The organism is Nocardia transvalensis NBRC 15921, assembly GCF_000308875.1.
Taxonomy (GTDB): Bacteria; Actinomycetota; Actinomycetes; order Mycobacteriales; family Mycobacteriaceae; genus Nocardia; species Nocardia transvalensis.
The window spans coordinates 59,206-84,821 of the sequence record NZ_BAGL01000122.1; the positions used below are offsets into that span (position 1 = coordinate 59,206).

Genomic DNA, 25,616 nt, shown 5'->3' on the forward strand with positions numbered 1-25,616 from the left:
CTCTCCGTGTCCGCTGTCGATGCGCCCCGCCGTTCGCGGTAGGGGTCTTGCACGGGAGGCACGGTCCCGGTAGGTGTGGCGGTTCACCACCAGCCGAGAATCGGCCGCAGCTGCCGTTCGAGTTCCGGTGCGAGCGACCGCGAGTAGGTGGCCGTGAGGTGGTGCTCGTCGTGGTAGAGCAGCACGTTGCCCGCGACGACCGGGCACACCAGCGGTTCGCAGACGGCATTGCTGAGGTCGATGGGAAAGACGGTGGGGTGGCCGGCGGCCGGCGCCTCGGCGGGATCGACCGGGTCGAGGGCTTCCGCCCGTGGCATGCCGCAACTGGTCCGGTCGCCGCCCTGGGCGAGGCAGTCGATGGCGCGATAGCGAATTCCGTTGCGGCGCAACCACGGAGTGTCGCGCACGGCCACCACGTTCAGGCCGCGGTCGGCGAGTTCGCTCCACACGTCCACGTAGTCGGCGGGCGTTTCGTCGCCCGTGGTGTCGCGCGGCCGCGTGCCGGTGGTGAACACCCAGTCGGGACGCTCGACCCCCAGGCGATCGATGACGTCGCGGGACCAGTCGCGGCAGTCGGGGATGCGTTCGCCCTTGTACATCGGCTCCGCGGCGACGGTCAGCGGGCAGCCCATCTTCAGGTACACGTCGATGCGGAAGTCGTGCTGGTCGGCGAGGACCTGGAGCGCCGGAATCCAGTGTTCGGCATGGGAACTGCCCGCCACGGCCAGCGTGCGCCGCGCGTCCGGACGGCCGTAGGTGCAGGTGACGACGTCGCGAGTGTCGAAGTCGGCGATACAGCCGTCGCGCGCCGGATAGGCCCGGTCGGCCGGTGCCTCGGCGATCGAGGGGCGCATCGGGGCCTCGGGCGCCCCGACTCCGGCGGCGAGCGTCTCCGCGCCCGGGTAGGCGGTGCTGTCGAGGGTGCCGACGGGCCGCGGCGGATTGGCGCTCACCACCACGAGCCAGACCGCCGCCAGGACGGCGACCGCCGATCCCGCGGCGGTGACCGCCGCTCCGGCCCGGCGGCGATAGGCCGCCGACGCCGGGGGAGGGTCCGTCCGCAGCCGCAGCGGTTGTTCGACGAACCGGTGGGTCGCCCACGCCGCCGCCAGCGATACCGCGATCACGAGGAGCCCGTCACCGAGCCCGGCGGTGGACCTGCCGCGTTCGGTGAGGACGAAGATCAGGATCGGCCAGTGCCACAGATACAGCGCGTAGGCGATATCGCCGAGCCGGACCAGTGGGCGGCTGGCGAGCATCCGGTTGGGCAGCGGCCGCGCATCCGGATCGGCGGTATTGCCGGCCACGATCAGCGCCGCCGCCGCACCCACCGGCACCAGCGCGGCGGGTCCCGGGAACAGGCGCACGCCGTCGAGCAGCCACCCGCACGCGAGGACGCCGACCGTTCCCGCCGCCGCCAGCGCGAGGCGCGCGATCCGTGGCAGCGCGAGGCGCGGCACGACGACGGCCAGCACCGCGCCGGCCAGTAGTTCCCAGGCCCGCGCGAAGCTGTCGTAGTAGTTCCAGCCCTGATGGTCCGTGCTCGCCTGCGCGGCGTAGACGAACGACAGCAGGCCCAGCGCGCCGCAGACGACCAGCGAGAGTCGTTGCGGCGATATCGGTTTCGCGAGCCGCGTGCCGAGCCACGCGAGCCCGGTGACGAGCAGCGTCACGGCGAGATAGAACTGCCCCTGCACCGACATCGACCACAGATGCTGCAGGGGGCTGACCGACGGATCGGCCGCCGCGTAGTTCGTCCACGACAGCGCGAGGCGCCAGTTCTGGTAGTAGAACAGCGACGCGAGGGTCTGGGCGGCCAGATCGCTCCATTGCGTATAGGGCCGCAGCGCGACGGTCGCGGCGACCACCGCCGCCAGTACCGTCACGAGCGCCGGCAGCAGCCGTCGCGCCGTTCGCCGCAGCGTCGCTCCCACGCCTACGGACCCCGACGCCGCCCGCCGCAACAGCAGTCCGGTGAAGAAGTATCCGGACAGCACCAGAAAGACGTCCACACCGCCCGACACCCGCTCGAACCAGATGTGGAACACCACCACCAGCCCGATGGCGACGCCCCGCAGCCCGTCCAGATCGAGCCGGTACGCCGGGCCACCGCTCCGGGTTTGCTGCCCCGGCGTCCCCTCGGATGTCCCCGCCGCTCGCTCGGTCACGCGACCGCACCGAATCGGCCGGTACCCGGGGGACACAGCGGTCCCCGACGGCCTGGCACGGGGAGAACGCGAGACGGAGACGACACCCTAGTTCTCTTACCACGCCCCCGGAATGCCGATCCACTTCGCCACGGCCGTATAGCTGTGAGTTCGCCAACCCCTAGGGGGCGGCGGCGGGCGACGCCGCCCGCCAGCACGGCCTGGTCAGGTACGTGGCGGCGCGCAGGACCCATTCCACCGGGCCGTAGGCATGCCCGCGCAGCCACCACGCGCTGAACCACAGTTGTGCGGCGAAGGTCACCAGCGCGATACCCACGACGGCGAGCGGCGGCACATCGTCGGCGAGGGCCAAGCCGTAACCGCTGTAGACGAGCATGAACACCACCGACTGGCCGATGTAGTCGGTGGCGGCCATGCGTCCCGCCGGGGCCAGGCGCGCGACGGCGGACGCCCACCGGGAGCGCGCCAGCCGCAGTATCACCGCCATGTAGGCGAAGGTCATCAGGGGATTCACCAGCTCCTGCACCCCGGGCAGCAGTGGCAGCGGTCGCAGGATCTCGGCGCCGACGGCCCAGGTGATCAGCGAGACCGGTACTCCCACACCGAATCCCGCCCACAGCACCCGGGGCGTCCACCGCCGGATCAGATCGCCGTCCTCGAACAGCCGCCGCTTGCCCGCGGCCATGCCCAGCAGGAACAGGGCGAGGCTCGGCACGCCCTGTCCGACCCAGGTGAAGAGGAGGAACAGCGGCCCGAACGCCAGTTGCGTGTGCAGCGTGTCGGAGAAACTGCCCGTGAATCCCTCCTGCAGGCGCTGGAGGTCGAAGAGATGCGCCAGATCCGAGATGCCGCCCGACGTAGGCGCGAACAGCGACGGCAGCGAATACAGCACGTAGAGGATCACGCCGGTGATCACCGCCGCGCGCGGCCGCAGAGTGCGCAGCAGGATCAGGATCAGGCACAGGACGGCGTAGAGCGTGAGGATGTCCCCGATCCACAGCAGCAGCACGTGCGCCAGCCCGATCGCGAACAATGCCCCGCAGCGCCGCAGCAGCCGGGCCCGCGGCGAGACGTCCGCCCGTCGCGCGGCCGCGATCTGGAGCGTGAACGAGTAGCCGAACAGGAAGGCGAACAGCAGATAGAACCGGCCCAGGAAGAACCCGTCGATCAGGCCGGTGGTGAGCAGGTCGATCCCGCCGTCGAACCGCGGCCGCGGATCGTCCTCCGGCCCGACGAGATTCAGCAGCGAGGTCACCACGACGGCATTGGTGACGAGAATCCCGAACAGCGCGAACCCCCGCAGCATGTCGACCTCGGCGATCCGCCGCCCACCCGCCGTCGACCCGTTCACCTCGGACATGTGCCCACGCTAGGGCGTCCGGTTCGGCTCCCACATCACCCGTAGTGGCGATACGCGGGTGGTTTCCTACGCCGATCGCCCTAGTTATGGGTCGACCTCCGCGGTATTGACACGAGTGCGGGTGCGTGCGGTGTTTCCGGCCGAAAGCATGCCGGAAACAAGGGAGGGAGCATTGCGGAAGCAATGGGAGGGAGCGTGCCGGAAGCAATGGGAGGGAGCGTGCCGGAAGCAATGGGAGGGGGCATGCCGGAAACGATGGGAGGGGGCATGCCGGAAGCAATGGGAGGGGGCGTGCCGGACACGATGGGAGGGTGCTTCGGAGATGCCGGTGGTGGCGTGTCGGGCGGGTGGATGCTTCGATCTTCCTATGACCGAGAGCACCGAAGTGCGGATCGTATCGGCCGATCGTGAGATCGCGGCCGGAGCGGACACGATCTTCGCGCTGATCGCCGATCCTGCCCGGCAGCCGAGCTGGGACGGTAACGACAATCTCACCGAAGCCGCTGCGGGGCAACGGGTTCGCGCTGTGGGGGACGTCTTCCTGATGTCCCTGACCAAGCCGGGCGCGGTGCGGGAGAATCACGTGGTCGAGTTCGTGGAGGGCCGCCGCATCGCGTGGCTGCCGAGCGAACCGGGCGGCCGCCCGCCCGGCCACCTGTGGCGCTGGGAACTCGAGCCCGTGGACGAGTCCCGCACCCGAGTCACCCACACCTACGACTGGACCGACCTGACCGACGAGACACGCCTCGTCCGCGCACGCGCCACCACTCCCGACAAACTCCGCGCCTCCCTCGACCGCCTGGCCGACCTCGCCGAGAAGGGCTGAGGGGAGCTACCGCCCCGACCGATAGGTCCGCGCGACCAGGGCCGAGCGTAGATACCACAGCCCCGCGGGCTGGGTCGGGTCGAAGCCGGTCAGCTGGGCGACGCGTTTGAGGCGATAGTCGACGGTATTGGTGTGGACGTGCAGCGCCCGGGCGGTCTGCTGGCGGTTCAGGTTGGTGCCGATGTGCCGCTTGAGCGTGTCCAGCAGTTCGGGGTGCGCGTCGAGCACGTCCAGCAGCGAGCCGAGATAGTCGCTGCCCGGACCCGGCCGGGTGAGCTGGTATTCCAGGGCGAGCCCGTCGAAGCGGTAGAGCGCCGGGCGGCACTGCAGACGCTGCACCATGTCGAGCAGTTCGTGGGCGCGCTGCGCGGCGGTCGGGATATCGCCCGCGCCGGAATCGACCACCGCCGCGGTCACGGGCACCTGCGCGTTGTGCGCCAGGAACGCCACGAACTCGTCGAGGTCGCCGTCCTCGACGGTGCTGGTCGGAATGAGCAGCGTGCCCCCGTCGACACTGAGCAGTGACAGCGCCGTATCGGCACATCGGTCGGCCAGCGCGGCCTGCACCCGCCGCAGCTTGCGCCGCGCCACCACCTGGCTGTTGAGCGCCGGATTCCGCTCGTCCGGATGAGCCGGAACGGACAGGGCGACAACGTGATACGACTCGGCGATCTCGATCCCGGACTCCCGCGCCATCACCGACGTGGGATGCCCGGCCAGCAGCGCCGAGGTCAGCGTGTGCACCGCGGTGTGGTGCTCGCCGACCACCCCGCGCAGCTCCCGGACGTACGCGCGGGAGACGGTCGCGTTGATCGTGTCCAGCACGTCCAGCAGCCGCCGCGACGCGCCCTTGAAACTGTCGAAGTCCTCGGCCGTCGCGCGGTCCAGGATCAGATCGAAGCCGAGTTTGAACCCCTCGTGCAGCGCGTGCTGGATGGTGTCGATCGGGATGCCCTCGCGGGCCCAGTTCGCCGCGGCCTGTTCCAGCCGGGCGGTCTTGTCGGGGATGTCGGTGCCGTCGAGCATGCTGATCGCCAGCTCGAGGCAGGCGCGGGTGACGGCGGTGATATCGCCGCGCAGCGCGTCGCCGGGCAGCGTCCCGCAGGGGGCGACGTTGTCGACGAAGTGCCCCACCATCTTCCGCGCCAGTGCCCGCACGTCCTTGAGCGGTGAGGTGACCGGTTGGCCCGAGACCGTGAGGTCCTGGTGCTCGGTACTGATAGCCGTCATCGTCGATTCCCTTCCGCCGCCCCGGCGCTCGCTCGGCATCTCACGGTAACGCCGCGTTCACGGCCGCGATCACCAAGCGGCCGAGGTTCTGTGCACGGAGTAGGTGGGCCGTCGGCGAATCCTGTGAACTGTCACAGTGTGACGGCGGTACCGGTTTGGGCATCTCTGCCGTAGAGGATTCGCATTCCGGCACGAAGACGCCGGAGTCGTATCGTACCGTCGAGGGACAGGTGCCGGTGGGTGGAAGGAGTGCGATGAGCGTGGAGCCATACGATGCCGATCCGGTCCACGACGCCACGGTGCGCGCGGGGTTCGAATCCGCGCTGTCGGTCGTGCAGGCGGCGGAGGCCGCGGGAGTGTCGACGCTGGACTGGTTCGAGCACGCGACGGAGCACTGTCGCCACAACGGCGTCTCCCGCGACGCGGTGCATATCGCGGTCGAGAACGGCATCGTCGAGGGCCTCAACGACACCGACGTGCGCGGGTCGGCGCCGGAGGTCTCCGGCGCCGCCCTGGCCACCCTGCACGAACTCCTGACGACGACGGTCGACCGCATCTATCGCGGCTGAGCCTGCTCGCTTACCCCGTGTGATCGCAGATCACGTCATAGGCGCGGGCCGCATCCTCCGGAAATACCAGCACCCGCGTCCGATACCGGCTGCCGTGCCGGTAGGCCCGCCCGGTGGTGGCGCGAATCCCGTGGGATCGCAACAGGTCCCGCACCTCGTCCGCCGCTCCCGCGTTGGGGGCGGTGGCCGCCGGCACCAGCAGCCCGTAGTCCTCGGCGGCCGGTTCGCGGGTCGCGCCGCGCCACCTCATCGGCCGTCTCCGTTTCCGCGCTGCTGGTAGTCGCGCAGCACGGCGAGCTGCTTGTGCTCCTCGGCGTGCTCGGTCTCCACCATCCGCTCCGCCTCGTGCGGCGGGTCGGCGCGCAGGAACGATCCCGGTCCGGGTTTGCCCGACAGGCCGAGCTGGTTCATCTTCTTCGGCACCCGCGCGCCCTGGTACTCCAGCGGAATCGGGTGGCCGTGGTCGTCGACCGGGCCCAGCGGCTGGTGCATCTCGATGTACTCGCCGTGCGGCAGCCGCTTGATCACGCCGGTCTCGATGCCGTGCTCCAGCACCGCGCGATCACTGCGCTGCAGGCCCAGGCACAGCCGATAGGCGAGGTAGTAGGCGAGCGGCGGGGCGAGCAGCAGCGCGATGCGGAAGAACCACGTCGTCGCGTTGAGCGAGATGTCGAACTTCAGCGAGATGATGTCGTTCACGCACGCCAGCGTCAGCACCAGATAGAAGGTGACGGCCATGGCGCCGATGGCGGTGCGCACCGGCACGTCCCGCGGCCGCTGTAGCAGATTGTGGTGCGCCGTATCCTTCGACAGTCGCTTCTCGATCCACGGGTAGGCGATCAGCACCATGAAGACCAGCCCCATGGTCAGGGCCACCCAGACCGGCGCCGGAATCGTGTAGCGGCCGAGATACAGCTCCCACGGCGGCATCAGGCGCAGGAAGCCGTCGGTCCACATGAGGTAGAAGTCCGGCTGTGTGCCCGCCGACACCTGAGAAGGGTTGTAGGGACCCAGATTCCAGATCGGGTTGATCTGGAGGACGCCGCCCATGACCGCCAGCACGCCCAGGGTGAACATGAAGAACGCCCCCTGATCGGCGGCGAACACCGGGACGATGCGCGCGCCGATGACGTTCTTCTCGGTGCGGCCGGGCCCGGGGAACTGGGTGTGCTTCTGATACCAGACCAGCGCCACGTGCGCGGCGATGAGCGCCAGCATGATGCCGGGGAACAGCAGCACGTGGGCGATGTACAGGCGCGGGATGATGATGTCGCCGGGGAAGTCGCCCCCGAACATCAGCCAGTGCAGCCAGGTGCCGATCACCGGGATCGACATCGTGATGCCGGAGAACGCCGCGCGCAGGCCGGTGCCCGAGAGCAGGTCGTCGGGCAGCGAGTAGCCGAAGAAGCCCTCGAACATCGCGATGATCAGCAGAATCGATCCGATGACCCAGTTCGCCTCGCGCGGCTTGCGGAACGCGCCGGTGAAGAAGATACGGAACAGATGGATGATCATCGACGCCGAGAACAGCAGCGCCGCCCAGTGGTGCACCTGCCGCACGAACAGGCCGCCACGCACCTCGAACGAGATGTCCAGGGCCGATTCGAACGCGCGCGACATGGTCACCCCGCGCAGCGGCTGATAGGAGCCGTTGTAGACGACCTCCGTCATCGACGGGTCGAAGAAGAGGGTGAGGTACACGCCGGTCAGCAACAGGATGATGAAGCTGTACAGCGCGATCTCGCCCAGCAGGAACGACCAGTGCGTCGGAAATACCTTGTTGATCGAGCGCTTGACGAATGCCGAGAGGTGATACCGCTCGTCCGCCGCATTCGCCTGCCCTGCCACGGTGCTCATGGCTGCATGACCCTCCTGATCGTCGACGACCGTCTACTCATAAGAGGGACGGCGTCCCCGATGTGTGACACCGTGTGACCGGCGTCACGGCGCGAGCGTTTCGATCGCGCTGCGCGCAACCGGTGAGCGGCGCCGGGGTTGTGCGTCATCGTGAGGCATGACTTCCACCGCCGCGCCCTCCGTGACCGATGCCGAACTCGACGCTGTCTTCGCGCCGATCTACGACCGCATCGCCGCCGGCGCCGTCGACCGCGAGGTCGACCGCGCCCTGCCCTACGACGAGGTGGCCGCGCTGCGGGCCGCGAAATTCGGGGCGCTGCGCGTGCCCGCGGAGTTCGGGGGCTACGGCGCGACCGTGCGTCAGCTGTTCCGGCAGCTGATCGAGCTGGCGGCGGCCGAGTCGAATATTCCGCAGGCGCTGCGGGTGCACTTCTCGTTCGTCGAGGATCAGCTGCTCGCCGCGCCCGGACCGGTGCGCGAGCACTGGCTGCGCGCCGCGGGCGGGGGAACGCTGGTCGGGAACGCGATCACCGAACCCGGCGTGGGCGCGGTCGACAGGTATCAGACCCGGATCACCCGCGACGGAGATCGCCTGCTGCTCAACGGGATCAAGTACTACAGCACCGGTTCGCTGTACGCCGACCACATCCTCGCCGCCGCCGACCGGGACGGGGAACGGGTCGGCGTGCTGGTCGACGCGAACGCCCCCGGAGTCCGCCAGCACGACGACTGGGAGGGGTTCGGGCAGCGCCTGACCGCCAGCGGCACCACCGAATTCACCGATGTCGAGGTCTCCGAGGATCGGATCCTGGGTCCCGGCTACGGCGTCGCGGGCCCGACGTACGCGACCGCGTACCTGCAACTGGTGCAGCTGGCGGTGCTCGCGGGCATCGCCCAGCGGGCCGAACGCGATGCGCGCGAATGGGTCTCGCAGCGCACCCGCACCTACACCCACGCGGTGGCCGATCTGCCGCGGCACGATCCGCTGGTGCAGCAGGTGATCGGCCGGCTGTCGGCGGCGGCGTTCGGCGCCCGCGCGAGCGTGCTGGCGGTCGCGGACGTGCTGGACACCGTGCTGTCCGGCGACCCGACCGACGAGAAGGCCCTGGTGGCAGCGGAACTGGCGGCCGCGCAGGCGCAACTGGCGGTCATCGGCACGGTGCTGCCCGCGACCAGCGAACTGTTCGAGGTCGGTGGCGCGTCGGTGACCTCGGAGCGGCTGCGGCTGGATCGGCACTGGCGCAACGCCCGCACCATCTCGGTGCACAATCCGGCCATCTTCAAGGCCCGCGCCATCGGCGACCACCTGCTCAACGGCACGGACCTGCCGTTCGCGTGGAGCGCCGGCGAGCGCACGAGCACGGCGGGCGGCGCCCGATGACGCGGCGTATCCGGTTCAACGCCTTCGACATGAACTGTGTCGCCCACCAATCACCCGGACTGTGGCGGCATCCCGAGGATCAGTCGCACCGGTACAAGGAGCTGAGCTACTGGACGGAGCTGGCGGCGCTGCTCGAGAAGGGCAGATTCGACGGCCTGTTCATCGCGGATGTACTCGGCACCTACGACGTCTACGGCGGCACCGATGTCGCGGCGCTGCGGCAGGGCGCTCAGATCCCCGTGGCGGATCCGCTGCTGCTGGTCTCCGCGATGGCCGCTGTCACACGGCATCTCGGGTTCGGGATCACCACCGGCACCGGATTCGAGCATCCGTATCCGTTCGCGCGGCGGCTGTCCACGCTCGACCACCTCACCGGCGGCCGGGTCGGCTGGAATGTGGTGACGGGCTATCTCCCCTCCGCCGCACGGAATTTCGGCGCCGACGATCAGCTCGACCACGACGACCGCTACGACCAGGCCGACGAATACCTCGAGGTGCTGTACAAGCTCTGGGAGGGATCGTGGGAGGACGACGCGGTGGTCCGCGATGCCGCGGCCGGGGTGTACGTCGATCCGGGCAAGGTCCACCACATCGGGCACAGCGGAAGGCATTTCACCGTTCCGGGCATCCACCTGTCGGAGCCGTCGCCCCAGCGGACGCCGGTGATCTACCAGGCGGGCGCCTCACCGCGCGGCGTGCGGTTCGCGGCCGAGAACGCGGAGGCCATCTTCGTCGCCGCGCCGTCCAAACGCGTTCTCGCGCAGACGGTGTCGAAGATCCGCGACGCGCTGGAGGCGGCCGGGCGGGATCGGTACGCGGCGCGGGTGTACGCGCTGTCGACGATCGTCACCGCCGAGACCGACGACGCGGCGCGACACAAGCACGAGGAGTACCTGTCCTACGCCAGTATCGAGGGCGGCCTGGTGTTCATGTCGGGCTGGATGGGAATCGACCTGTCCCGCTACGACCTCGACGATCCGATCGGGCAGGTGGAGAGCAACGCCATCCAGTCGGCGGTCGCGGCATTCCAGGAATTCGACGACGACGGCCGCGAGTGGACCGTCCGCGATATCGGCCGCTGGGCCGGAATCGGCGGAATCGGCCCCGTCTTCGTCGGTTCCGGCGAGACCGTCGCCGACCGGTTACAGGAGTGGGTCGCCGACACCGACGTGGACGGCTTCAACCTCGCCTACGCCGTCACGCCGGGTACGTTCGAAGACATTGTCCGGCACGTGGTTCCGGTTCTCACCGAGCGCGGCGCGTACCCGCAGGAGTACGTCCCGGGAACGCTGCGCAACGCGCTGTTCGAGGCGGGAGACCGGCTGCCGCCGGAGCATCGTGGTGCGCGCTACCGCCTCCGAGGGCCCGGTTCGACGGTGCTCCCAGAGGAGGTCGCACGGCCGAGCGCCGTGCTGGCAGACACGTAATTTCCCGCCGCGCCGTAGTTCCCGGCACGCTTTCGGCCGGGATCCACCCCACCACCATCAACTCCGACTGATCGCAATACTCCACCCCGAGCCGCTCGTCACGGACCATTCCCCTTATGACGACACAGAATTCACGCTCCGATTCCACACGCTCGGCCGCGATCGTCGGCGCCGGACAGACCGGTGTGACCGCGGCGCTCGGACTGCTCGACGCCGGATTCGACGTCACCGTGTACAGCGACCGCGATCAGCGGTCGCTGCGCGACGACGTGCCGGCGACCGGCACCGCCCTGATCTTCGGCGAGGCGCAGGCCGCCGAAGCCGCCCTGGGGCTCACCAGTTACGCCGATACGGCCCCGTTGCACAGCGGGCTCACCGTGAAGATCGCCGGGCCCGACCGGTCCGAGCTGATCGAATTCGACGGCGCCTTCGACGATTACAGCGGTATCGCCGTCGACACCCGCCTCAAGGCCGACGACCGGCTGACCGCGTTCCAGGAGCGCGGCGGCCGGTTCGTGGTGGAGGCCGTCACGCCCGAGAAGCTCGACACCATCGCCGCCGCACACGATCTCACGCTGGTGGCCACCGGACGCAGCGGGCTGTCGGATCTGTTCGCCGTCGACACGCAGCGCACCGTCTACGACGCGCCGCAGCGAACCCTGTTGACGGTCACCGTCTCCGGGCTCGGCTACGACGAGAGCGTCTTCGCCCACCGCAGTTCCGAGGGCGGCGCGCGCAGCGGCTTCTCCATCCTCGGCGATCAGGGCGAGGGCTGGTGGGGTCCGTACCTGCACAAGGACGCCGGGCCCACGTGGGCGTTCCTCGGCTGGGCGCGGCCGGGCAGCGACTGGGAGAAGCGTTTCGCCGCAGCCGATTCCGCGGAGTCCGCGCACCGGATCGTGACGGATCTCTACCGCGACTACCTCGACTGGGACCTCCCCGAGGTGCAGGCGACGAAGGTGCTCGCCGAGGACCCGCACTCCTGGCTGAAGGGTGCGGTGCGGCCGGTCTTCCGCGCCGGGCTGGGTCACACCGCGAGCGGTCACCCCGTGGCCTCGCTCGGCGATACGTCCGTGGCGTACGACCCGATCGCCGGACAGGGCGCGCAGAGCGGCCTGATCCAGGCCCAGCGCCTGGTCGCCGCGGCCGCCGCGCACGAGGGACCGTTCGACGACGCCTGGATCACCGCGCGGTACGAGGAATTCCTCGCCGCCCGGGCCGAGGCCGGCGCCAAGGTCACGCGGCTGTTCCTCAGCGACCCGGAACTGGGCGACATCGGCAACCAGTTCTTCGCCAGCGCCGCCGTCGACCCCCGCTTCGCCTCCGCCCTGGTCGGCCTCCTCCACCGCCCCCAGCCCTTCCTCGACGTCACCACCCCCGAGGACGCGAACGCCTTCGTCACCGCCGCCACCGGCGAGGACGCCGCCACTCTCCTCTCCCGCTTCCAACCCGCAGGCCGCTTCGCCCGCTCCGAATACCCCGCCCCCGCGGTAACCAGCTGACCCGCGGCACCCACGGGACAGCCGAGGCAGTGGCCGGTCCGGACACCGAGACCGGAATCCACCGCTGCTGAGAATGGTCCGGCCAGTGCCGGTAATCACAGATCTGGCGGGCCGGAATGACCGGTGCTGTTCCCAGCGGTGAGCAGCACGTGCCGAGATGAGGTGCGGGACGTGCTGTGTCGGCGGGTGCGGGCGTCGGGTGCCGCCGCGGTGCCGTATATGTGCTGACCTGGGCTCGTCCGGGACCACCGTCCGATTTGCCACGCTGTGGCGGGTCGGTCCGGTGGTGCCCGGACGTCGCCCGATCGTTGCCGTGCGGCGGGAGCGATCTGCGGGTAAATTCACTGCGGAGGGGACCACGTCGCCGGGGGCGGAGAAAGGTGTGGCCTGCGTTCGGGCGGGTTTACGCATATGCTCCGTGAGATGATCGAGATGGCCTCGGAGACAAGCGAATTGGCGCTGCCTTCGGTAACTCGCATGTTGCTTCGCGCCGACGGGTCGACCACACTGCTGCTGGAGGCCCTGGTCGGGCAGCGGTTGTCGCTCGGCCTGGTCGACCAGCGCGAGACGGCCGCCGGTGAGCTGTCCGGCGCGGTGCGCACGGCGCTCAACTGCGCCGACGGGGATACGGTGATCGTGCGCCGCTCGGTGCTGCGCGCCGGGGAGTCGGCCGTCTCCGCTAATTCGGTCGTCATCGCCGGTGCGGAGCGGGATCTCACCGACCTGCTCGCACAGCGAGAGGTCCCCATCGGGCACAGCCTCGCCGCGGCCGGCCGCCATCTCGGCCGCACCGTTCTGGCGACGGGCCGCGCGCTGTGGCCCGCGGACGACGCCGCCGACGCGATTCCGTGTGCCTGCAAGGAGAGCGTGCTGCTCGACCACACCGCGACCGCGGTGGCGTACCTGCACGAACGATTCAATCCCGCCTACGTTCCAGTCGGGGTGCGGTCGTGAGGGTCCTGATCGTCGGCGCCGGAATCGGCGGGCTGACCGCGGCGCTGAGCCTGCATGCGGTCGGCGTCGAGGCCGTGGTGATCGACAGCGTGCGCGACCTGCGCCCGCTCGGCGTCGGCATCAACCTGCTCCCGCACGCCACCGGCGAACTGAGCGAACTCGGCCTGGCCGACCGGCTGGCCGCACTGGGCGTGGCCACCGCGGAGGTGGTGCACCTCGACCGGTTCGGCAACGAGATCTGGCGCGAGCCACGCGGGCTCGCCGCGGGACACCGCTGGCCGCAGTACTCGGTGCACCGCGGGGAGTTGCAGGTGATGCTGCTGGCCGCGGTGCGCGAGCGGCTCGGCCCGGACGCCGTGCGCACGGGTCTGCGTTTCGTGGACGCGACCCAGGATCGCGACGGCGTCCGCGCGCGCGTGCTCGACCGCGACCGCGACGTCACGGTGGACTTCGAGGCGGATCTGCTGGTCGGCGCCGACGGCCTGCACTCGGCGGTCCGCGCCCACCTGCACCCCGGCGAGGGCCCGCCACGGGGGAGCGGGATCCGGATGTGGCGCGGCGTGGCCGTCGCCGAGCGGTTCCTGTCCGGATCGTCGATGCTGTTCGCCGGGAGCAACCACGCCGCGAAGTTCGTCGCGTATCCCATCTCGCCCACCCCGCGACCGGACAACCGCACCCTGGTGAACTGGGTGGCCGAGGTCAGGATGCCCGAGGCGGCCGCGGAGACCGCCGACTGGAACCGCACCGGCCGGCTGGCGGACGTGCTGCCGTTCTACGAGGGCTGGCAGTGCGCGGGCGTGGACGTCGGCGGCCTGATCGCCTCGACCGAGCACATCCTCGAATACCCGATGGTCGACCGGGACCCGCTGCCGCACTGGACTTCCGGGCGGATCACCCTGCTCGGCGACGCCGCCCACCCGATGTACCCGATCGGCTCCAACGGCGGTTCCCAGACGATCATCGACGCCCGCGTCCTCGCCGCCGAACTGGCCCGCGCCGACGACCCGGCGGAGGCCGCCCTCGCCTACGAATCCGCCCGGCTCGCCCCGGTCAACGAGATCGTCCTCGCCAACCGGGACATGCCGATGGACCGCATCCTCCGCACGGTCGCCGAACGCGCCCCCACCGGCTTCACCCACATCGAGGACGTCCTCACCCCGGACGAACTCGCCGCCCTCTCCACCGCCTACACCCGCACCAGCACCATCCGCTGAGCGGCGGCCCCCCAGCCGTATTGCCGGTCCTTCTCTTTCCCGACCGGCCTCCATTCTTGTTTCCGGGACGCCGGCCTCCATTCTTGTTTCCGGCACGCTTTTGGCCGGAAACAAGAATGGAGGCTCACGCTAATCCGCGACGAGATAGGCTCGGGTGCCGACGTATTCGCGTTGGCGGCGGATCAGGTAGGTGCCGGGGCTGCTGCCGGTGGCGCCGTGTTCGGGGTGCATCAGGTAGGCGACGGTTTCGGTGGTGAACATGCCCAGGGCGAGACCTTCGGGGTCGACGACCCGGGTCGTCCACCGGCAGCGGCCGGGTTCCGCGACGAGGGTGTGGGGGTTGCCGCCCGCCGCGCCGCGCAGGACCTCGATACCCTCGGGCGGGACGTGTCGCCAGACGGCTTCGGCATGGGGCGCAACCGATTCCAGCATCCGGAGCGGGATGACGATCAGGTCGCCCTGGGCGTGCATACCGTCGACGACGGGGATGCGCAGGGACTGTTCGAGGTGGTCGAGGGCAAGGGTTCCGGTCATGGTCATCACCTCAGGTACGTTGTGCGAGAAGGGAATACTGCTGCGCGGTCAGGCCGTAGGTCCAGGCCGCCGCGGCGACGGGGTCGGTGAGATATCCCGGCACGCCGAGCCCGTAGCGGCGGCGGGTGCCGTCGCGTTCGACCGACCCGTTGGTGACGAGCAGGACGCGCCGGCTGGACGAGAAGTCGTAGAGCTGGAGTTCGAACCCCCGATTGGCCGGGTCGAGGGCGGTGCCCACCAGCCGCATGCCGGACCGTTCGAGGTAGGCGGCCCAGCCGAGATGTTCTATGGCACAACGGCGTACCTCGATATTTCGCTCGGCGTCGATGGCCGCGGCGGTGGGTGCGGTGATCACCCACTCGGGCACCCGCGTGCCGTGCCAGAAGTACAGCTCCCAGCCGTCGGCGTAGCGGATCGCCGGGCCGTCGTCCCGGTGCAGCCGCATCCGGTCGAGGTCGTCGGCCGTCTCGGCGTGGAGAGCCTGCGGTCGCTCCGAGAGGACGCACAGCTCCCGGCCGGGCCACCACGCGCCGCAGCCGCGCATCACGGCTTCCCACGCATCCCACAGCGGAGCCGAGGGCCCGGACCGGCACGCCGCGAAGTGGCCCCAGACCGAGTACCAGCCGGAGGCTGCGTTCTTGCGCGCCAACGGATTGGAGCCGTCGTACGCGGCATTCAGTACCGGCTGCACGCATCCGGCCCAGGTGTGTGACAGCGGAGCCGAGACCCACTGGTCGAACAGTCGCTGCGCGGTGGCGGCCGTAGACCACGGCTCGTGACAGAGCGCCGAAAGACGCTGTAGCACAGGGGAGTCCGATACGGTCCAGTCCCGCAACGGTTTTCGGTCGGCGGTGCCGGGCTCGCCGGTACACAGCGCCGTGAGCGGCGAGGACACCCAGCGGAATCGCGGCGGACTAAGCCCGGCTAGTCGATAGAGTTCGGAGACCGCCCGCTCGGCCGCCGACCTGTCGACGGGCGCGGTGGACAGCATCCACGAGAGAAATTCTTGACGGAGATCAGCAGCTTCCCGCTGCCCGAATGCGCTCACCGGATAACGGTGGTGTCGCCCTTTCCTTCGAACATGACGCCCATCGTGACAGATCTTCGCCCTACCGGCAACCAGGTCACGGCCGATCCGGGATACGGCCCGCGTCGCGCAGGGCGGTCAGACCCGCGGCGATCAACGGATGTCCGGCGGCGCCCCGGCGGACGCTGCCGACGATGGTCCGGGTGGGGCGGGGGCTGCCGTGCAAGGGGATCCGGACGACAGCGTGTTCGTCGGGGATCGGCACCAGGCGCGGGAGCAGGCAGACGCCCAGCCCGTGGGCGACGAGCGAGGAGACGGCGAACCACTCCTTGGCCTGATGGGCGATGCGCGGCGTGAAACCCGCTGTGGCGCAGGCGGAGAGAACCACATCGTGGGTATCGCCGCCGGGCTTCTCCAGGATCCACGGCTCGGCGGCCGCGTCGCGCAGCGTCACCGCTGTCGCCGCTGCCAGCGGATGCCCGCGTGGCACCAGCAGATCCTGGACGTCGTCGACGAGAACGTGCTGTTCGAAGCGCGCGTCGTCGACGGGAGGCGCTGTCGCGGTGGGGAATCCGACGGCGATATCCGCCCCGCCCGCGAGCAGGATCCCGAAGTTCTCCGTACTCTCCGTCTCCCGCACCGAGGCTTCCACCCCGGGATGACGCTCGCGCAGCAGCGCCACGGCCGGCCCCATGACGGCGGCGATGGCGGACGACACCCCCGTGAATCGCAGTGACCCGGTCAATGCCGTTCCGCCACTGGCGATATCGGCACGCGCACGTTCCCACTGCTCGCTCAGCGCGTCGGCATGCCGCAGCAGGGCGAGCGCCGCGGGGGTGAGAACCACGCGCCGCCCCTCGCGGTGCAGCAGCTCGACACCGAGTTCGGTACCCAGCGCACGGATCTGCTGTGAGACCGCGGACGGCGTGACATACAGCGCCGCCGCGGCCGCGGTCACCGTTCCGCGGTCGGCCAGCACCCGCAGCACCTGCAGCCGACGCAGGTCGATCATGTAGTCGATTCTAAAGGATCAAGTACCGGATCTTTTGATGGACCTTCATGCCGGGACGATCCAGCCTGAGTGCATGGTCCCCGCTCCACTGTTCGTGCTCGCCGCCGCCGTCTCCACCCAGACCGGCCAGGCATTCGGGAAACAGTTGTTCGCGCAGGTGGGCCCGCTCGGCGTGGTCGCCCTCCGGCTCGGCATCGCCGCGATCGTCCTGGTGGCGCTGCGCCGCCCGCGCGCACTCCCGCGCGGCGCTCACGGCCGGACGGTGGTGGCGCTCGGCGTCGCGATCGCCGGTATGAACCTGATCTACCCCGCGCTGCACTACCTGCCGCTCGGCGTGGCCTCGACGCTGCAATTGCTCGGCCCGCTCACGGTGGCGCTGCTCGGCTCCCGCCGCCCCGCCGATGCCGGGGTGGTGGCGCTGGCCGTCGTCGGGCTGATCCTGGTCCGCGATCCGGCCGCGGGGCCGCTCGCATGGCAGGGCCTCGCGCTGGCCCTGCTGTCGGCCGCCGCGATGGGCTCCTACCTGATGCTGTCGCGCCGCGTCGGTTCCGGAACCGGCTCCCGCTCGATGCTGGCCCTCGCCGTGGGCGTCGCGGCGCTGATCGGCCTCCCGGCCGGGTTCGCCGAGGACGGCCGGGCGCTGGCGGGCGGCAGTGTCCTTCTCGCGGGCGCCGCAGTGGCGCTGCTGTCGGCGGTCGTCCCGTATTCGCTGGAAATGGCTGCGCTGCAACGACTTCCGGCGCCGGTGGTCGGCACCCTGCTCACCCTGGAACCCGTCGTCGCCGCGATGAGCGGATATGTCGTCCTGCACGAGGAACTGTCGCCACGGCGATGGATCGGGATCGCGTGTATCTGTGCGGGGGCGGCGTACGTGACGCTGTCGTCGGGACGGCGGTCGCGGGCCGGGCGGCCGGGGATCTAATCGGAGCGATTCAAACCCTCGTCTGCGGTCGCATCCGATGCTGAGGTGGGTGCACACCGGGCGCACGGTTGCCGCGCCCGGTGTTTCAGAACCGGTCTCGCCCACAACCGCCGGGAGCGCCATGACTACCGAGAACATCGCCGACAGCGTCCGATTCGCCTACTGGGTGCCCAATGTCAGTGGGGGGTTGGTCACCAGCGAGATCGAGCAGCGGACGAGCTGGGATTTCGAGTACAACAAGAAGCTCGCGCAGACCGCCGAGAACAACGGGTTCGAGTACGCACTGTCGCAGGTGCGCTACACCGCGTCCTACGGCGCCGAGTTCCAGCACGAGTCGACCTCGTTCAGCCTCGCGCTGCTGGGCGCGACCGAGCGCCTGAAGGTCATCGCGGCGGTGCATCCGGGCCTCTGGCATCCGGCGGTGCTGGCCAAGTTCGGCGCTACCGCCGACCACCTGTCCGGCGGGCGTTTCGCCATCAATGTCGTCTCCGGATGGTTCGCGGGCGAATTCACCGCGCTCGGCGAACCGTGGCTGGAACACGACGAACGGTACCGGCGCAGCGGCGAATTCCTCGAGGTGATCCGCAAGATCTGGACCGAGGACGCGGTGAACTACGGCGGCGACTTCTACCGCATCCGTGATTTCACGCTGAAGCCGAAGCCGCTCAACACCCCGGAGCGGCCGAATCCCGAACTGTTCCAAGGTGGTAACTCGACGGCGGCGCGCCGCAACGGCGGGCGCTACGCCGACTGGTACTTCTCCAACGGTAAGGATTTCGACGGCGTCACCGAGCAACTCGACGATCTGCGCGCGGTGGCCCGGGCGCACGACCGTGAGGTGAAGTTCGGGCTGAACGGATTCATCATCGCCCGCGATACCGAGAAGGAGGCGCGCGACACCCTCCGGGAGATCATCGACAAGGCGAATCGCCCTGCGGTGGAAGGCTTCCGGGATGCCGTGCAGCAGGCGGGGGCGTCCACCTCCGATCGCAAGGGCATGTGGGCCGACTCCTCGTTCGAGGATCTGGTGCAGTACAACGACGGCTTCCGCACCCAGCTCATCGGTACTCCGGAGCAAATCGCGGAGCGGATCGTCGCCTACCGCGATCTCGGCGTCGACCTCATCCTGGGCGGATTCCTGCACTTCCAGGAGGAGATCGAGTACTTCGGCGCGAAGGTGCTGCCGCTGGTGCGCGAGCTGGAGGCCGCCCGCACCCCCGCCGCGGCCGCGAGCCGATGACCGCTGTCGGCGCCGGCCGCATCGCCTCCGCGGTCCACGCGTACGAGGTCGCCCGCGAGCTGGCGTCGGAATTCGCGACCGGGGCCGCCGACCGCGACCGCGATCGCGCACTGCCGCACGGGGAGATCGATCGGCTGGCGGCGAGCGGGCTGCTGGCGATCACCGTCCCGGCCGATCTCGGCGGCGCCGACCTGCCGCCGAGCGCGGTCGCCGAGGTGGTCCGGATCCTGGCCGCCGCGGACCCGAATATCGCCCAGATACCGCACAGCCATTTCGTGTACGTGAACCTGCTGCGGCTGGCCGGATCGGAGGACCAGCGGCGGCGGTACCTCGGGCAGGTGCTCGGCGGCGCGCGGATCGCCAACGCGCAGTCGGAACGGACGGGTGCGACGGTCGCGGAGATCGCCACCACCGTGCGCCCCGACGCGGGCAGGTTCCGCGTCGACGGCGTCAAATACTATTGCACCGGTTCGCTTTTCGCGGATGTGCTCGCGGTGCTGGCCCGCCTGGACGATCCCGACGGCGTCAGCGGGCTGGCGGCGGGGGAGTACATCGCCTATCTCCCGGCCGAGACGCCGGGCGTGCGTATCGTGGACGACTGGAACGGGATCGGGCAGCGCACCACCGGCAGCGGGACGGTGAGCTTCGACGGTGTCGTGGTGGGTGCGGATCAGCTCGTGCCGCGCTCGCTCGCGGTGCGCGCGCCGACGGGATACGGCGCCTTCGCGCAGCTGCTGCACGCCGCGATCGATGCCGGTATCGCACGCGGGGCCCTCACCGCCGCAACGGAATTCGTGCGCACCAAGAGCCGCCCGTGGTTCGAGGCGGAGGTCGAGCGCGCCGTGGACGATCCGCTGCTGATCCAGCGCTTCGGCGAGCTGGCGGTGACGCTGACCGCCGCCGAGTCGGCGCTGACGGCGGCGGGTGCGGCGGTGGACCGGGCCGTCACCCCCGGAACCGAAATCCCCGCCCCATCGGACGGCCCCGCCGACCCGGTCGCCGCGGCCTCGCTCGCGGTCGCCGCGGCCAAGATCCTTTCCGACCGCGCCGCCACCGAGATCTCCGCCGCCCTGTTCGAGGTCTCCGGAACCCGCAGCGCCGCAGCCGATCTCAACCTCCACCACTTCTGGCGCAACGCCCGCACCCACACCCTCCACGACCCCATCCGCTGGAAATACCACCACCTGGGCCGCGCCCTCCTCCACGACACCCCGCCGCCGCTACACGGGGTCATCTGAGGGTCAGGCGCCCGATCCTCCCCGCCCGTGGCGGATTTCGTAGGCGGTACGCTCCGCCTCGGCGCGTTGACGTTCGCGGATGTCGGCCAGTCCGGGATCCAGGTCGTGCTTGACCAGGCGGGCGCGGCGGTAGACGTACATCAGGGCGACGGTGAAATAGATCATCGGGATGAACAGCAGCGCCATCATCGACAACCCCATCCACAGCGGGCCGGGGATCAGCAGGAACACGCACAGCACCAGCAGTACGGGAACGAGGAAACGCAGCAGGTAGCGCCGTGCGGCGCCGGCGCCGGTGAGATCCTCGAGCACCCAGTCCCGCATCGACGGCGGCAGGGTGGCGCCGTAGATGTAGCGCAGGCGCTGGATGGGGTTGGGAGTCTGTCCGCTCATCGCTGATCTCCGGTTTCCTCCGGGGCGCCCGCGAGCGCGGCGCGGCGGGCGGCCTCGTTGACTCGGGTGAGGATGTCGCGCAACTCCTCCAGATCGGCCATGCTCACGCCGAGGCGTCGCACGACGGCGGGCGGGATTCGCTCGGCCTGCCGGCGCAGCGCGCGCCCGTCCGCGGTGAGGTCGATCAGGAGGGTGCGCTCGTCGCGCGGGTCGCGGCGGCGGGTGATGAGCCCGGCCGACTCCAGCCGCTTCAGCAGCGGTGAGAGCGTCGGCGAATCCAGTTGCACCGCATCGGCGATGGCGCGCACCGACATCGGCGACTCGCCCCACAGCGCCAGCATCACCAGATACTGCGGATGCGTCAGGCCCATCGGCTCCAGCAGCGGCCGGTAGACCGCCAGCACCGAGCGGTTGGCGACCGCCAGCGCGAAACACACCTGCCGGTCCAGCCGCAGCGGGTCCTCGATATCGACCGCCATCGTCCACCTCCGTCGTCTCGACAGCAAGATTACTGCGCTAATAGTTAATGCACAAACTATTCCGGGGTGGGGATGGTCACCTGTAGGAGTGCCCGGCCGAGCCCTCGATTCGAAGGTTGCAATCAGCGGGAGGACAACCCTCCCCGAATCGGACATCCTTACCTAGCCTTCGCCGACGTGACCCTCACCGAACGGACTTCGCCACAGGGCGCCGGCCCGCCCGCGGCGAGCCCGCGCACGACCTCGCCCCGCACCGTGGTGGTCGGCAGCGTCATCGGCACGACCATCGAGTGGTACGACTTCTACCTCTACGCGACGGCCGCGGCCCTGGTGTTCAAGCCGTTGTTCTTCCCGAACGTCTCCGCCACCGCGGGCACCCTCGCCGCCTTCGCCACGTACGCGGCCGGATTCGGCGCCCGGCCGATCGGCGCGATCATCTCCGGACATCTGGGGGATCGCCTGGGCCGCAAGACGGTTCTGGTCGGCGCGCTGCTGCTGATGGGTCTCACCACCGCCGCGATCGGCGTCCTGCCGACCTACGCGCAGGTCGGCGTGCTGGCGCCCGCGCTGCTGGCGACGCTGCGCGTGCTTCAGGGGCTGGCCGTGGGCGCGGAATGGGGTGGCGCGGCACTGCTTTCGGTCGAGCACGCTCCCGCCGGGCGGCGCGGCCTGTACGGCAGCTTCACCCAGCTCGGTTCCCCGGCGGGCATGCTGCTGGCGACGGCGGTCTTCTACCTGGTGCGTGCCGTGGCGGGGGAGGACGCGTTCCTGGACGGGGGATGGCGGATCCCGTTCCTGCTCAGCGTCGTCCTCGTGGTGATCGGGCTGCTGATCCGGGTGCGGCTCACCGACGCCGAGGTCTTCGGCCGGCTGCGCGAGGAGGGTGATGTCGCGCGCCTGCCGGTCGTGGCCGTACTGCGGGATCAACCGCGAAACGTGGTGCTGACCATAGGTTTACGGCTGTCGCAGATCGCGCTGTTCGTCCTGCTGACCACCTATTCGCTGACCTATCTGCAAGATGTGTTCGGCAAGGGCAATTCGGTCGGGCTGGTCGCGGTGCTGATCTCCTCGGCGCTCGGGCTGGCCGGGACGCCGCTGTGGGCGTGGCTGTCGGACCGGATCGGGCGGCGGAGGCCCTATCTCTTCGGCGCGATCGGGGGACCGGTGGCGCTGATCCTGTTCTTCGTGGCCGCCGAGACCGGGTCGAAGGTCGCGGTGGTGGCGGCGATCGTGTTCGGCGTCAATGTCATGCACGACGCGATGTACGGGCCGCAGGCGGCGTGGTTCGCCGAACTGTTCGACACCCGGGTGCGCTACAGCGGCACTTCGCTCGGCTATCACATCGGGGCCGTGCTGTCGGGCGGGTTCGCGCCGCTCATCGCCGCCGCGCTGCTGACCGCGGGCGGCGGCAGCCCCTGGCTGATCGTCGTGTATTTCGCGGTGCTGTCCGCGCTCACGATCGCGGCGGCGTGGTCGGCGCGCGAGACCTATCGGGACGACATCGGAGCGACACCATGAGCCGGATCTACCTCAACGCCTTCGATATGGCCTGCGTCGGCCACCAATCGGCGGGGCTGTGGCGTCACCCCGACGACCAGGGGCACCGCTATCGCGAACTGGGGTACTGGACGGAGCTGGCCCGCACGCTGGAGGCGGGCGGTTTCGACGCGCTGTTCCTCGCCGACGTGCTCGGCGCGTACGACGTGTACGGCGGGTCACGGGACGCTGCGGTCGCCGACGCCGCCCAGTTCCCGGTCAACGATCCGGCCATGGCGGTGTCGGCGATGGCCGCGGTCACCGAGACGCTGGGATTCGGCATCACGCTGTCGCTCACCTATGAGCAGCCGTACTCGCTGGCGCGCCGGATGTCGACGCTGGACCATCTCACCGACGGCCGGGTGGCGTGGAATATCGTCACCTCCTATCTGGACAGCGCGGCCCGAAACCTGGGGCTGGACAAGCAGATTCCGCACGACGAGCGGTACGAGATCGCCGAGGAGTACCTGGAGGTCTGCTACAAGCTGTGGGAGTCGTCGTGGGAATCCGATGCGGTGGTGCGTGATCCGGTGCGCGGCGTCTTCACCGATCCCGCCAAGGTGCACGACATCGAGCACAAGGGCCGGTATTTCAGCGTTCCCGGACCGCATCTCAGCGAACCTTCGCCGCAGCGCACCCCGGTGCTGTTCCAGGCGGGCGCCTCGCCGCGCGGCGTGCGGTTCGCGGCAGCGCACGCCGAGGCGGTCTTCGTCTCCGGACCCACACCCGAGGTGGTGCGGGGTCCGGTCCGCGCGCTGCGGGCGGCGGCGGCCGACCTCGGTCGGGATCCCCGGTCCATCAAGGTCTTCACGATGCTCACGCCGATCGTTGCCGAGACGCGTGAACTCGCCGAGGAGAAGCTGCGGGAGTATCGGCGCCTGGTGAGTGTCGAGGGCGCGTTCGCGCTGTTCGGCGGATGGACCGGTGTCGATCTGGCGGAACTGGATCCCGACGAACCCCTGCGCTACGTCGAAACGGACGCCAACCGTTCGGCTCTCGCGTCGTTCACCACCGCCGACCGGCCCTGGACGCCCCGCGATCTCGCCAACGAGGTAGGCATCGGCGGCCGCGGCCCGGTGGTGGCCGGATCCCCCGGCGAGGTCGCCGACGAACTCGAGCGCTGGGTCGACGAGGCCGAGATCGACGGCTTCAACCTCGCCTACGTGACCACCCCCGGCACCTTCACCGACTTCGCCCGCCTCGTCGTCCCCGAACTCCGCCGCCGCGGCCGAGTCCCGGATCGCCCCGAAGCGGCCACCTTGCGCGAAAGGTTAGGTGGCAGTGGGCCTTTGCTGTCCGCGGACCACCCCGGCGCTGCCTACCGCCGTTGACGCCGGGCGTCCTGATGCCCGTCGGGGGTGCGGAGCGGAGCGCCGACGTGGTGCAGATGCTTCAGCGCTTCGCGGTAGGAGGAGATGAGCCCGGTCTCGTGGTAGGGCACGCCGATTTCGGCGCAGTAGTCGCGCACGATCACCTGGGCGCGACGCAGATTCGGCGTCGGCATGCTCGGGAACAGGTGGTGCTCGATCTGATAGTTGAGGCCGCCGAGGGCGAGGTCGGTCAACAGCCCGCCCCGCACGTTGCGGGAGGTCAGCACCTGCCGGCGCAGGTAGTCGGGGCGGTCGTCGCCGGTCAGGGTCGGCATGCCCTTGTGGTTCGGGGCGAAGATGCAGCCCATGTACAGGCCGAACAACGCTTGGTGGACCGCGATGAACGCGACGGCCTTGTCGGCGGGCAGCACCGCGAACACCGCGGCCAGATAGCCGGCGAAGTGGCCGAAGAGCAACGCGCCCTCCACCTTTCGGTGTTTGACCGATCGATGTCCGAGTGCGCGGACGCCGGCCACATGGAGATTCAGGCCCTCCAGCATCAGCAGGGGGAAGAACAGGAATGCCTGCGCCCTCCCGATCAGACGAGGCAGGCCACGGCTGGCCCGCGCCTGCCGTTGTGACCAGACCAGAATGTCCGGCGCGACATCGGGGTCGAGTTCCTCGTGGTTCGGATTGGCGTGATGCCGGGTGTGCTTGTCCTGCCACCACCCGTACCCCAGGCCGATACCGGCATTGCCGACGACCCGGCCCATGATCTCCGTCGGCCGCCGCAGCCGAAAGACCTGCCGGTGTGCGACATCGTGCATGACCAGGGCGACCTGAGCACACGTCACAGCCATGAACGCCGCGACCATGAGCGTCCACCACGAGTCACCGACGAGCCCGAACGCCGCCCACCCGGCCACGAACGCCATCCCGACGACCCCGAGCCGGACCGCATAGTAACGGGGCCGCCGTCGCATCAGCCCCGCATCGGAGATCCGGCGCAGCAAACGGGCGTAGTCACCGTCCGAGCCGCCGCGCCGCGATGGTCGTGGAAACGACTCGGGAACCATGGCTGATGTCGTCATAGATCTGAAGCTATCGGCCGAATTCTCGTTCGCCGTAATACCTTGGTATGGCATGGAACAGGACTGCGGTGTGATAGCGGACGCAAACCACCGAGCCGCAACCCCGCTAGCCGCATCTCGCGAAGGCCGGCCGCCGTAGTCTCCTACCCTGTGGCGAATTGCGCTGTCCTACTGGCTCGCTCGTGATCACTTTCGGCCACGGGAGTGGAGATTACGGATATATTGGACTCGGTCAACGAGCGCACTATGGCGGTCGTCCATGGGCGACCAGTCGCAGGGTCGCCTGGTACGTTCTCTATGAGAGGTAGGGCGAACGCTTGATGGATCTCTATAAGCCAGTCGGCGG

The 25,616-nt window shown here is 69.7% G+C and carries 23 protein-coding genes; 12 read left to right on the forward strand and 11 right to left on the reverse strand.

Annotation, left to right across the window (positions count from 1 at the left end; all coding sequences use genetic code 11):
- Positions 1-83: 83 nt before the first annotated feature.
- Positions 84-2,168: an acyltransferase family protein gene (locus ON41_RS32580; RefSeq protein ID WP_040752049.1), complete on the reverse strand. Its 2,085-nt coding sequence runs from the start codon at positions 2,166-2,168 to the stop codon at positions 84-86.
- A 160-nt stretch (positions 2,169-2,328) separates the two neighbouring features.
- Entirely contained in the window at positions 2,329-3,528 is a 1,200-nt protein-coding gene (locus tag ON41_RS32585) for a DUF418 domain-containing protein (RefSeq protein ID WP_040752051.1), read from the reverse strand.
- A gap of 367 nt (positions 3,529-3,895) precedes the next feature.
- Here ON41_RS32585 and ON41_RS32590 point away from each other — a divergent pair, with 367 nt between their 5' ends.
- Entirely contained in the window at positions 3,896-4,354 is a 459-nt protein-coding gene (locus tag ON41_RS32590; RefSeq protein ID WP_040752053.1) for an SRPBCC family protein, read from the forward strand.
- A gap of 6 nt (positions 4,355-4,360) precedes the next feature.
- Here the strand turns inward: ON41_RS32590 and ON41_RS32595 are convergent, their stop codons facing one another.
- Positions 4,361-5,584, reverse strand: coding sequence for an RsbRD N-terminal domain-containing protein (locus tag ON41_RS32595; protein ID WP_040752055.1), 1,224 nt, complete (start codon positions 5,582-5,584; stop codon positions 4,361-4,363).
- A 254-nt stretch (positions 5,585-5,838) separates the two neighbouring features.
- On the opposite strand from ON41_RS32595, the gene ON41_RS32600 reads away from it, so the two are divergent.
- On the forward strand, positions 5,839-6,153 hold the full coding sequence (locus ON41_RS32600; RefSeq protein ID WP_040752057.1) for a hypothetical protein: 315 nt from the start codon (positions 5,839-5,841) through the stop codon (positions 6,151-6,153).
- 10 nt (positions 6,154-6,163) lie between these two features.
- Here the strand turns inward: ON41_RS32600 and ON41_RS32605 are convergent, their stop codons facing one another.
- Both ON41_RS32605 and qcrB read right to left on the reverse strand, forming a co-directional pair.
- Positions 6,164-6,403, reverse strand: a complete 240-nt coding sequence (locus tag ON41_RS32605; RefSeq protein WP_040752059.1) for a hypothetical protein — start codon at positions 6,401-6,403, stop codon at positions 6,164-6,166.
- A complete protein-coding gene (gene qcrB, locus ON41_RS32610; protein WP_040752061.1) occupies positions 6,400-8,010 on the reverse strand; it encodes a cytochrome bc1 complex cytochrome b subunit in 1,611 nt (536 codons plus the stop codon). The genes ON41_RS32605 and qcrB overlap by 4 nt, the downstream gene beginning before the upstream one ends.
- A 157-nt stretch (positions 8,011-8,167) precedes the next feature.
- Here qcrB and ON41_RS32615 point away from each other — a divergent pair, with 157 nt between their 5' ends.
- The 5 genes from ON41_RS32615 to ON41_RS32635 all read left to right on the forward strand — a co-directional run bounded on the left by ON41_RS32615 (position 8,168) and on the right by ON41_RS32635 (position 14,488).
- On the forward strand, positions 8,168-9,391 hold the full coding sequence (locus tag ON41_RS32615; protein ID WP_040752062.1) for an acyl-CoA dehydrogenase family protein: 1,224 nt from the start codon (positions 8,168-8,170) through the stop codon (positions 9,389-9,391).
- Positions 9,388-10,818, forward strand: coding sequence for an LLM class flavin-dependent oxidoreductase (locus ON41_RS32620; protein ID WP_040752152.1), 1,431 nt, complete (start codon positions 9,388-9,390; stop codon positions 10,816-10,818). Before ON41_RS32615 ends, ON41_RS32620 begins: the two co-directional genes overlap by 4 nt.
- A 116-nt stretch (positions 10,819-10,934) precedes the next feature.
- The gene (locus ON41_RS32625) at positions 10,935-12,320 is read left to right on the forward strand and encodes a styrene monooxygenase/indole monooxygenase family protein (protein WP_040752064.1); all 1,386 of its coding nucleotides are present in this window, start codon (positions 10,935-10,937) and stop codon (positions 12,318-12,320) included.
- Between the two features lie 423 nt (positions 12,321-12,743).
- Positions 12,744-13,274 (forward strand): chorismate--pyruvate lyase family protein, encoded by a 531-nt coding sequence (locus ON41_RS32630; protein WP_157185710.1) that lies wholly within the window; start codon positions 12,744-12,746, stop codon positions 13,272-13,274.
- Positions 13,271-14,488 carry a flavin-dependent oxidoreductase gene (locus tag ON41_RS32635; protein ID WP_040752068.1) on the forward strand — a complete coding sequence of 406 codons (1,218 nt, stop codon included), beginning with the start codon at positions 13,271-13,273 and terminating at the stop codon, positions 14,486-14,488. Before ON41_RS32630 ends, ON41_RS32635 begins: the two co-directional genes overlap by 4 nt.
- Before the next feature lie 129 nt (positions 14,489-14,617).
- Here the strand turns inward: ON41_RS32635 and ON41_RS32640 are convergent, their stop codons facing one another.
- From ON41_RS32640 to ON41_RS32650, 3 genes are all read right to left on the reverse strand, one after another.
- Positions 14,618-15,022, reverse strand: a complete 405-nt coding sequence (locus ON41_RS32640) for a DUF8820 family protein (protein WP_083905808.1) — start codon at positions 15,020-15,022, stop codon at positions 14,618-14,620.
- A gap of 10 nt (positions 15,023-15,032) precedes the next feature.
- The gene (locus ON41_RS32645; protein ID WP_157185711.1) at positions 15,033-16,013 is read right to left on the reverse strand and encodes a DUF6745 domain-containing protein; all 981 of its coding nucleotides are present in this window, start codon (positions 16,011-16,013) and stop codon (positions 15,033-15,035) included.
- 133 nt (positions 16,014-16,146) lie between these two features.
- On the reverse strand, positions 16,147-17,061 hold the full coding sequence (locus ON41_RS32650; RefSeq protein WP_040752074.1) for a LysR family transcriptional regulator: 915 nt from the start codon (positions 17,059-17,061) through the stop codon (positions 16,147-16,149).
- A 73-nt stretch (positions 17,062-17,134) separates the two neighbouring features.
- Here ON41_RS32650 and ON41_RS32655 point away from each other — a divergent pair, with 73 nt between their 5' ends.
- From ON41_RS32655 to ON41_RS32665, 3 genes are all read left to right on the forward strand, one after another.
- A complete protein-coding gene (locus ON41_RS32655; protein WP_051163014.1) occupies positions 17,135-17,983 on the forward strand; it encodes an EamA family transporter in 849 nt (282 codons plus the stop codon).
- 121 nt (positions 17,984-18,104) lie between these two features.
- Positions 18,105-19,223 (forward strand): dimethylsulfone monooxygenase SfnG, encoded by a 1,119-nt coding sequence (sfnG, locus tag ON41_RS32660; RefSeq protein WP_040752077.1) that lies wholly within the window; start codon positions 18,105-18,107, stop codon positions 19,221-19,223.
- A complete protein-coding gene (locus tag ON41_RS32665) occupies positions 19,220-20,461 on the forward strand; it encodes an SfnB family sulfur acquisition oxidoreductase (RefSeq protein WP_040752079.1) in 1,242 nt (413 codons plus the stop codon). Before sfnG ends, ON41_RS32665 begins: the two co-directional genes overlap by 4 nt.
- 3 nt (positions 20,462-20,464) lie before the next feature.
- Here the strand turns inward: ON41_RS32665 and ON41_RS32670 are convergent, their stop codons facing one another.
- Together ON41_RS32670 and ON41_RS32675 are read right to left on the reverse strand one after the other, a co-directional pair.
- Entirely contained in the window at positions 20,465-20,854 is a 390-nt protein-coding gene (locus ON41_RS32670; RefSeq protein ID WP_040752082.1) for a DUF5313 family protein, read from the reverse strand.
- Positions 20,851-21,333 carry a MarR family winged helix-turn-helix transcriptional regulator gene (locus ON41_RS32675; RefSeq protein ID WP_040752084.1) on the reverse strand — a complete coding sequence of 161 codons (483 nt, stop codon included), beginning with the start codon at positions 21,331-21,333 and terminating at the stop codon, positions 20,851-20,853. Before ON41_RS32675 ends, ON41_RS32670 begins: the two co-directional genes overlap by 4 nt.
- A 255-nt stretch (positions 21,334-21,588) precedes the next feature.
- On the opposite strand from ON41_RS32675, the gene ON41_RS32680 reads away from it, so the two are divergent.
- Together ON41_RS32680 and ON41_RS32685 are read left to right on the forward strand one after the other, a co-directional pair.
- Positions 21,589-22,851 (forward strand): MFS transporter, encoded by a 1,263-nt coding sequence (locus tag ON41_RS32680; protein ID WP_246829646.1) that lies wholly within the window; start codon positions 21,589-21,591, stop codon positions 22,849-22,851.
- Positions 22,848-24,200, forward strand: coding sequence for an LLM class flavin-dependent oxidoreductase (locus ON41_RS32685; protein WP_040752087.1), 1,353 nt, complete (start codon positions 22,848-22,850; stop codon positions 24,198-24,200). The genes ON41_RS32680 and ON41_RS32685 overlap by 4 nt, the downstream gene beginning before the upstream one ends.
- On the opposite strand, the gene ON41_RS32690 is transcribed toward ON41_RS32685, so the two are convergent.
- Positions 24,188-25,270 (reverse strand): fatty acid desaturase family protein, encoded by a 1,083-nt coding sequence (locus ON41_RS32690; protein ID WP_051163016.1) that lies wholly within the window; start codon positions 25,268-25,270, stop codon positions 24,188-24,190. The two genes, ON41_RS32685 and ON41_RS32690, sit on opposite strands and share 13 nt — an antisense overlap.
- Positions 25,271-25,616: the final 346 nt, after the last annotated feature.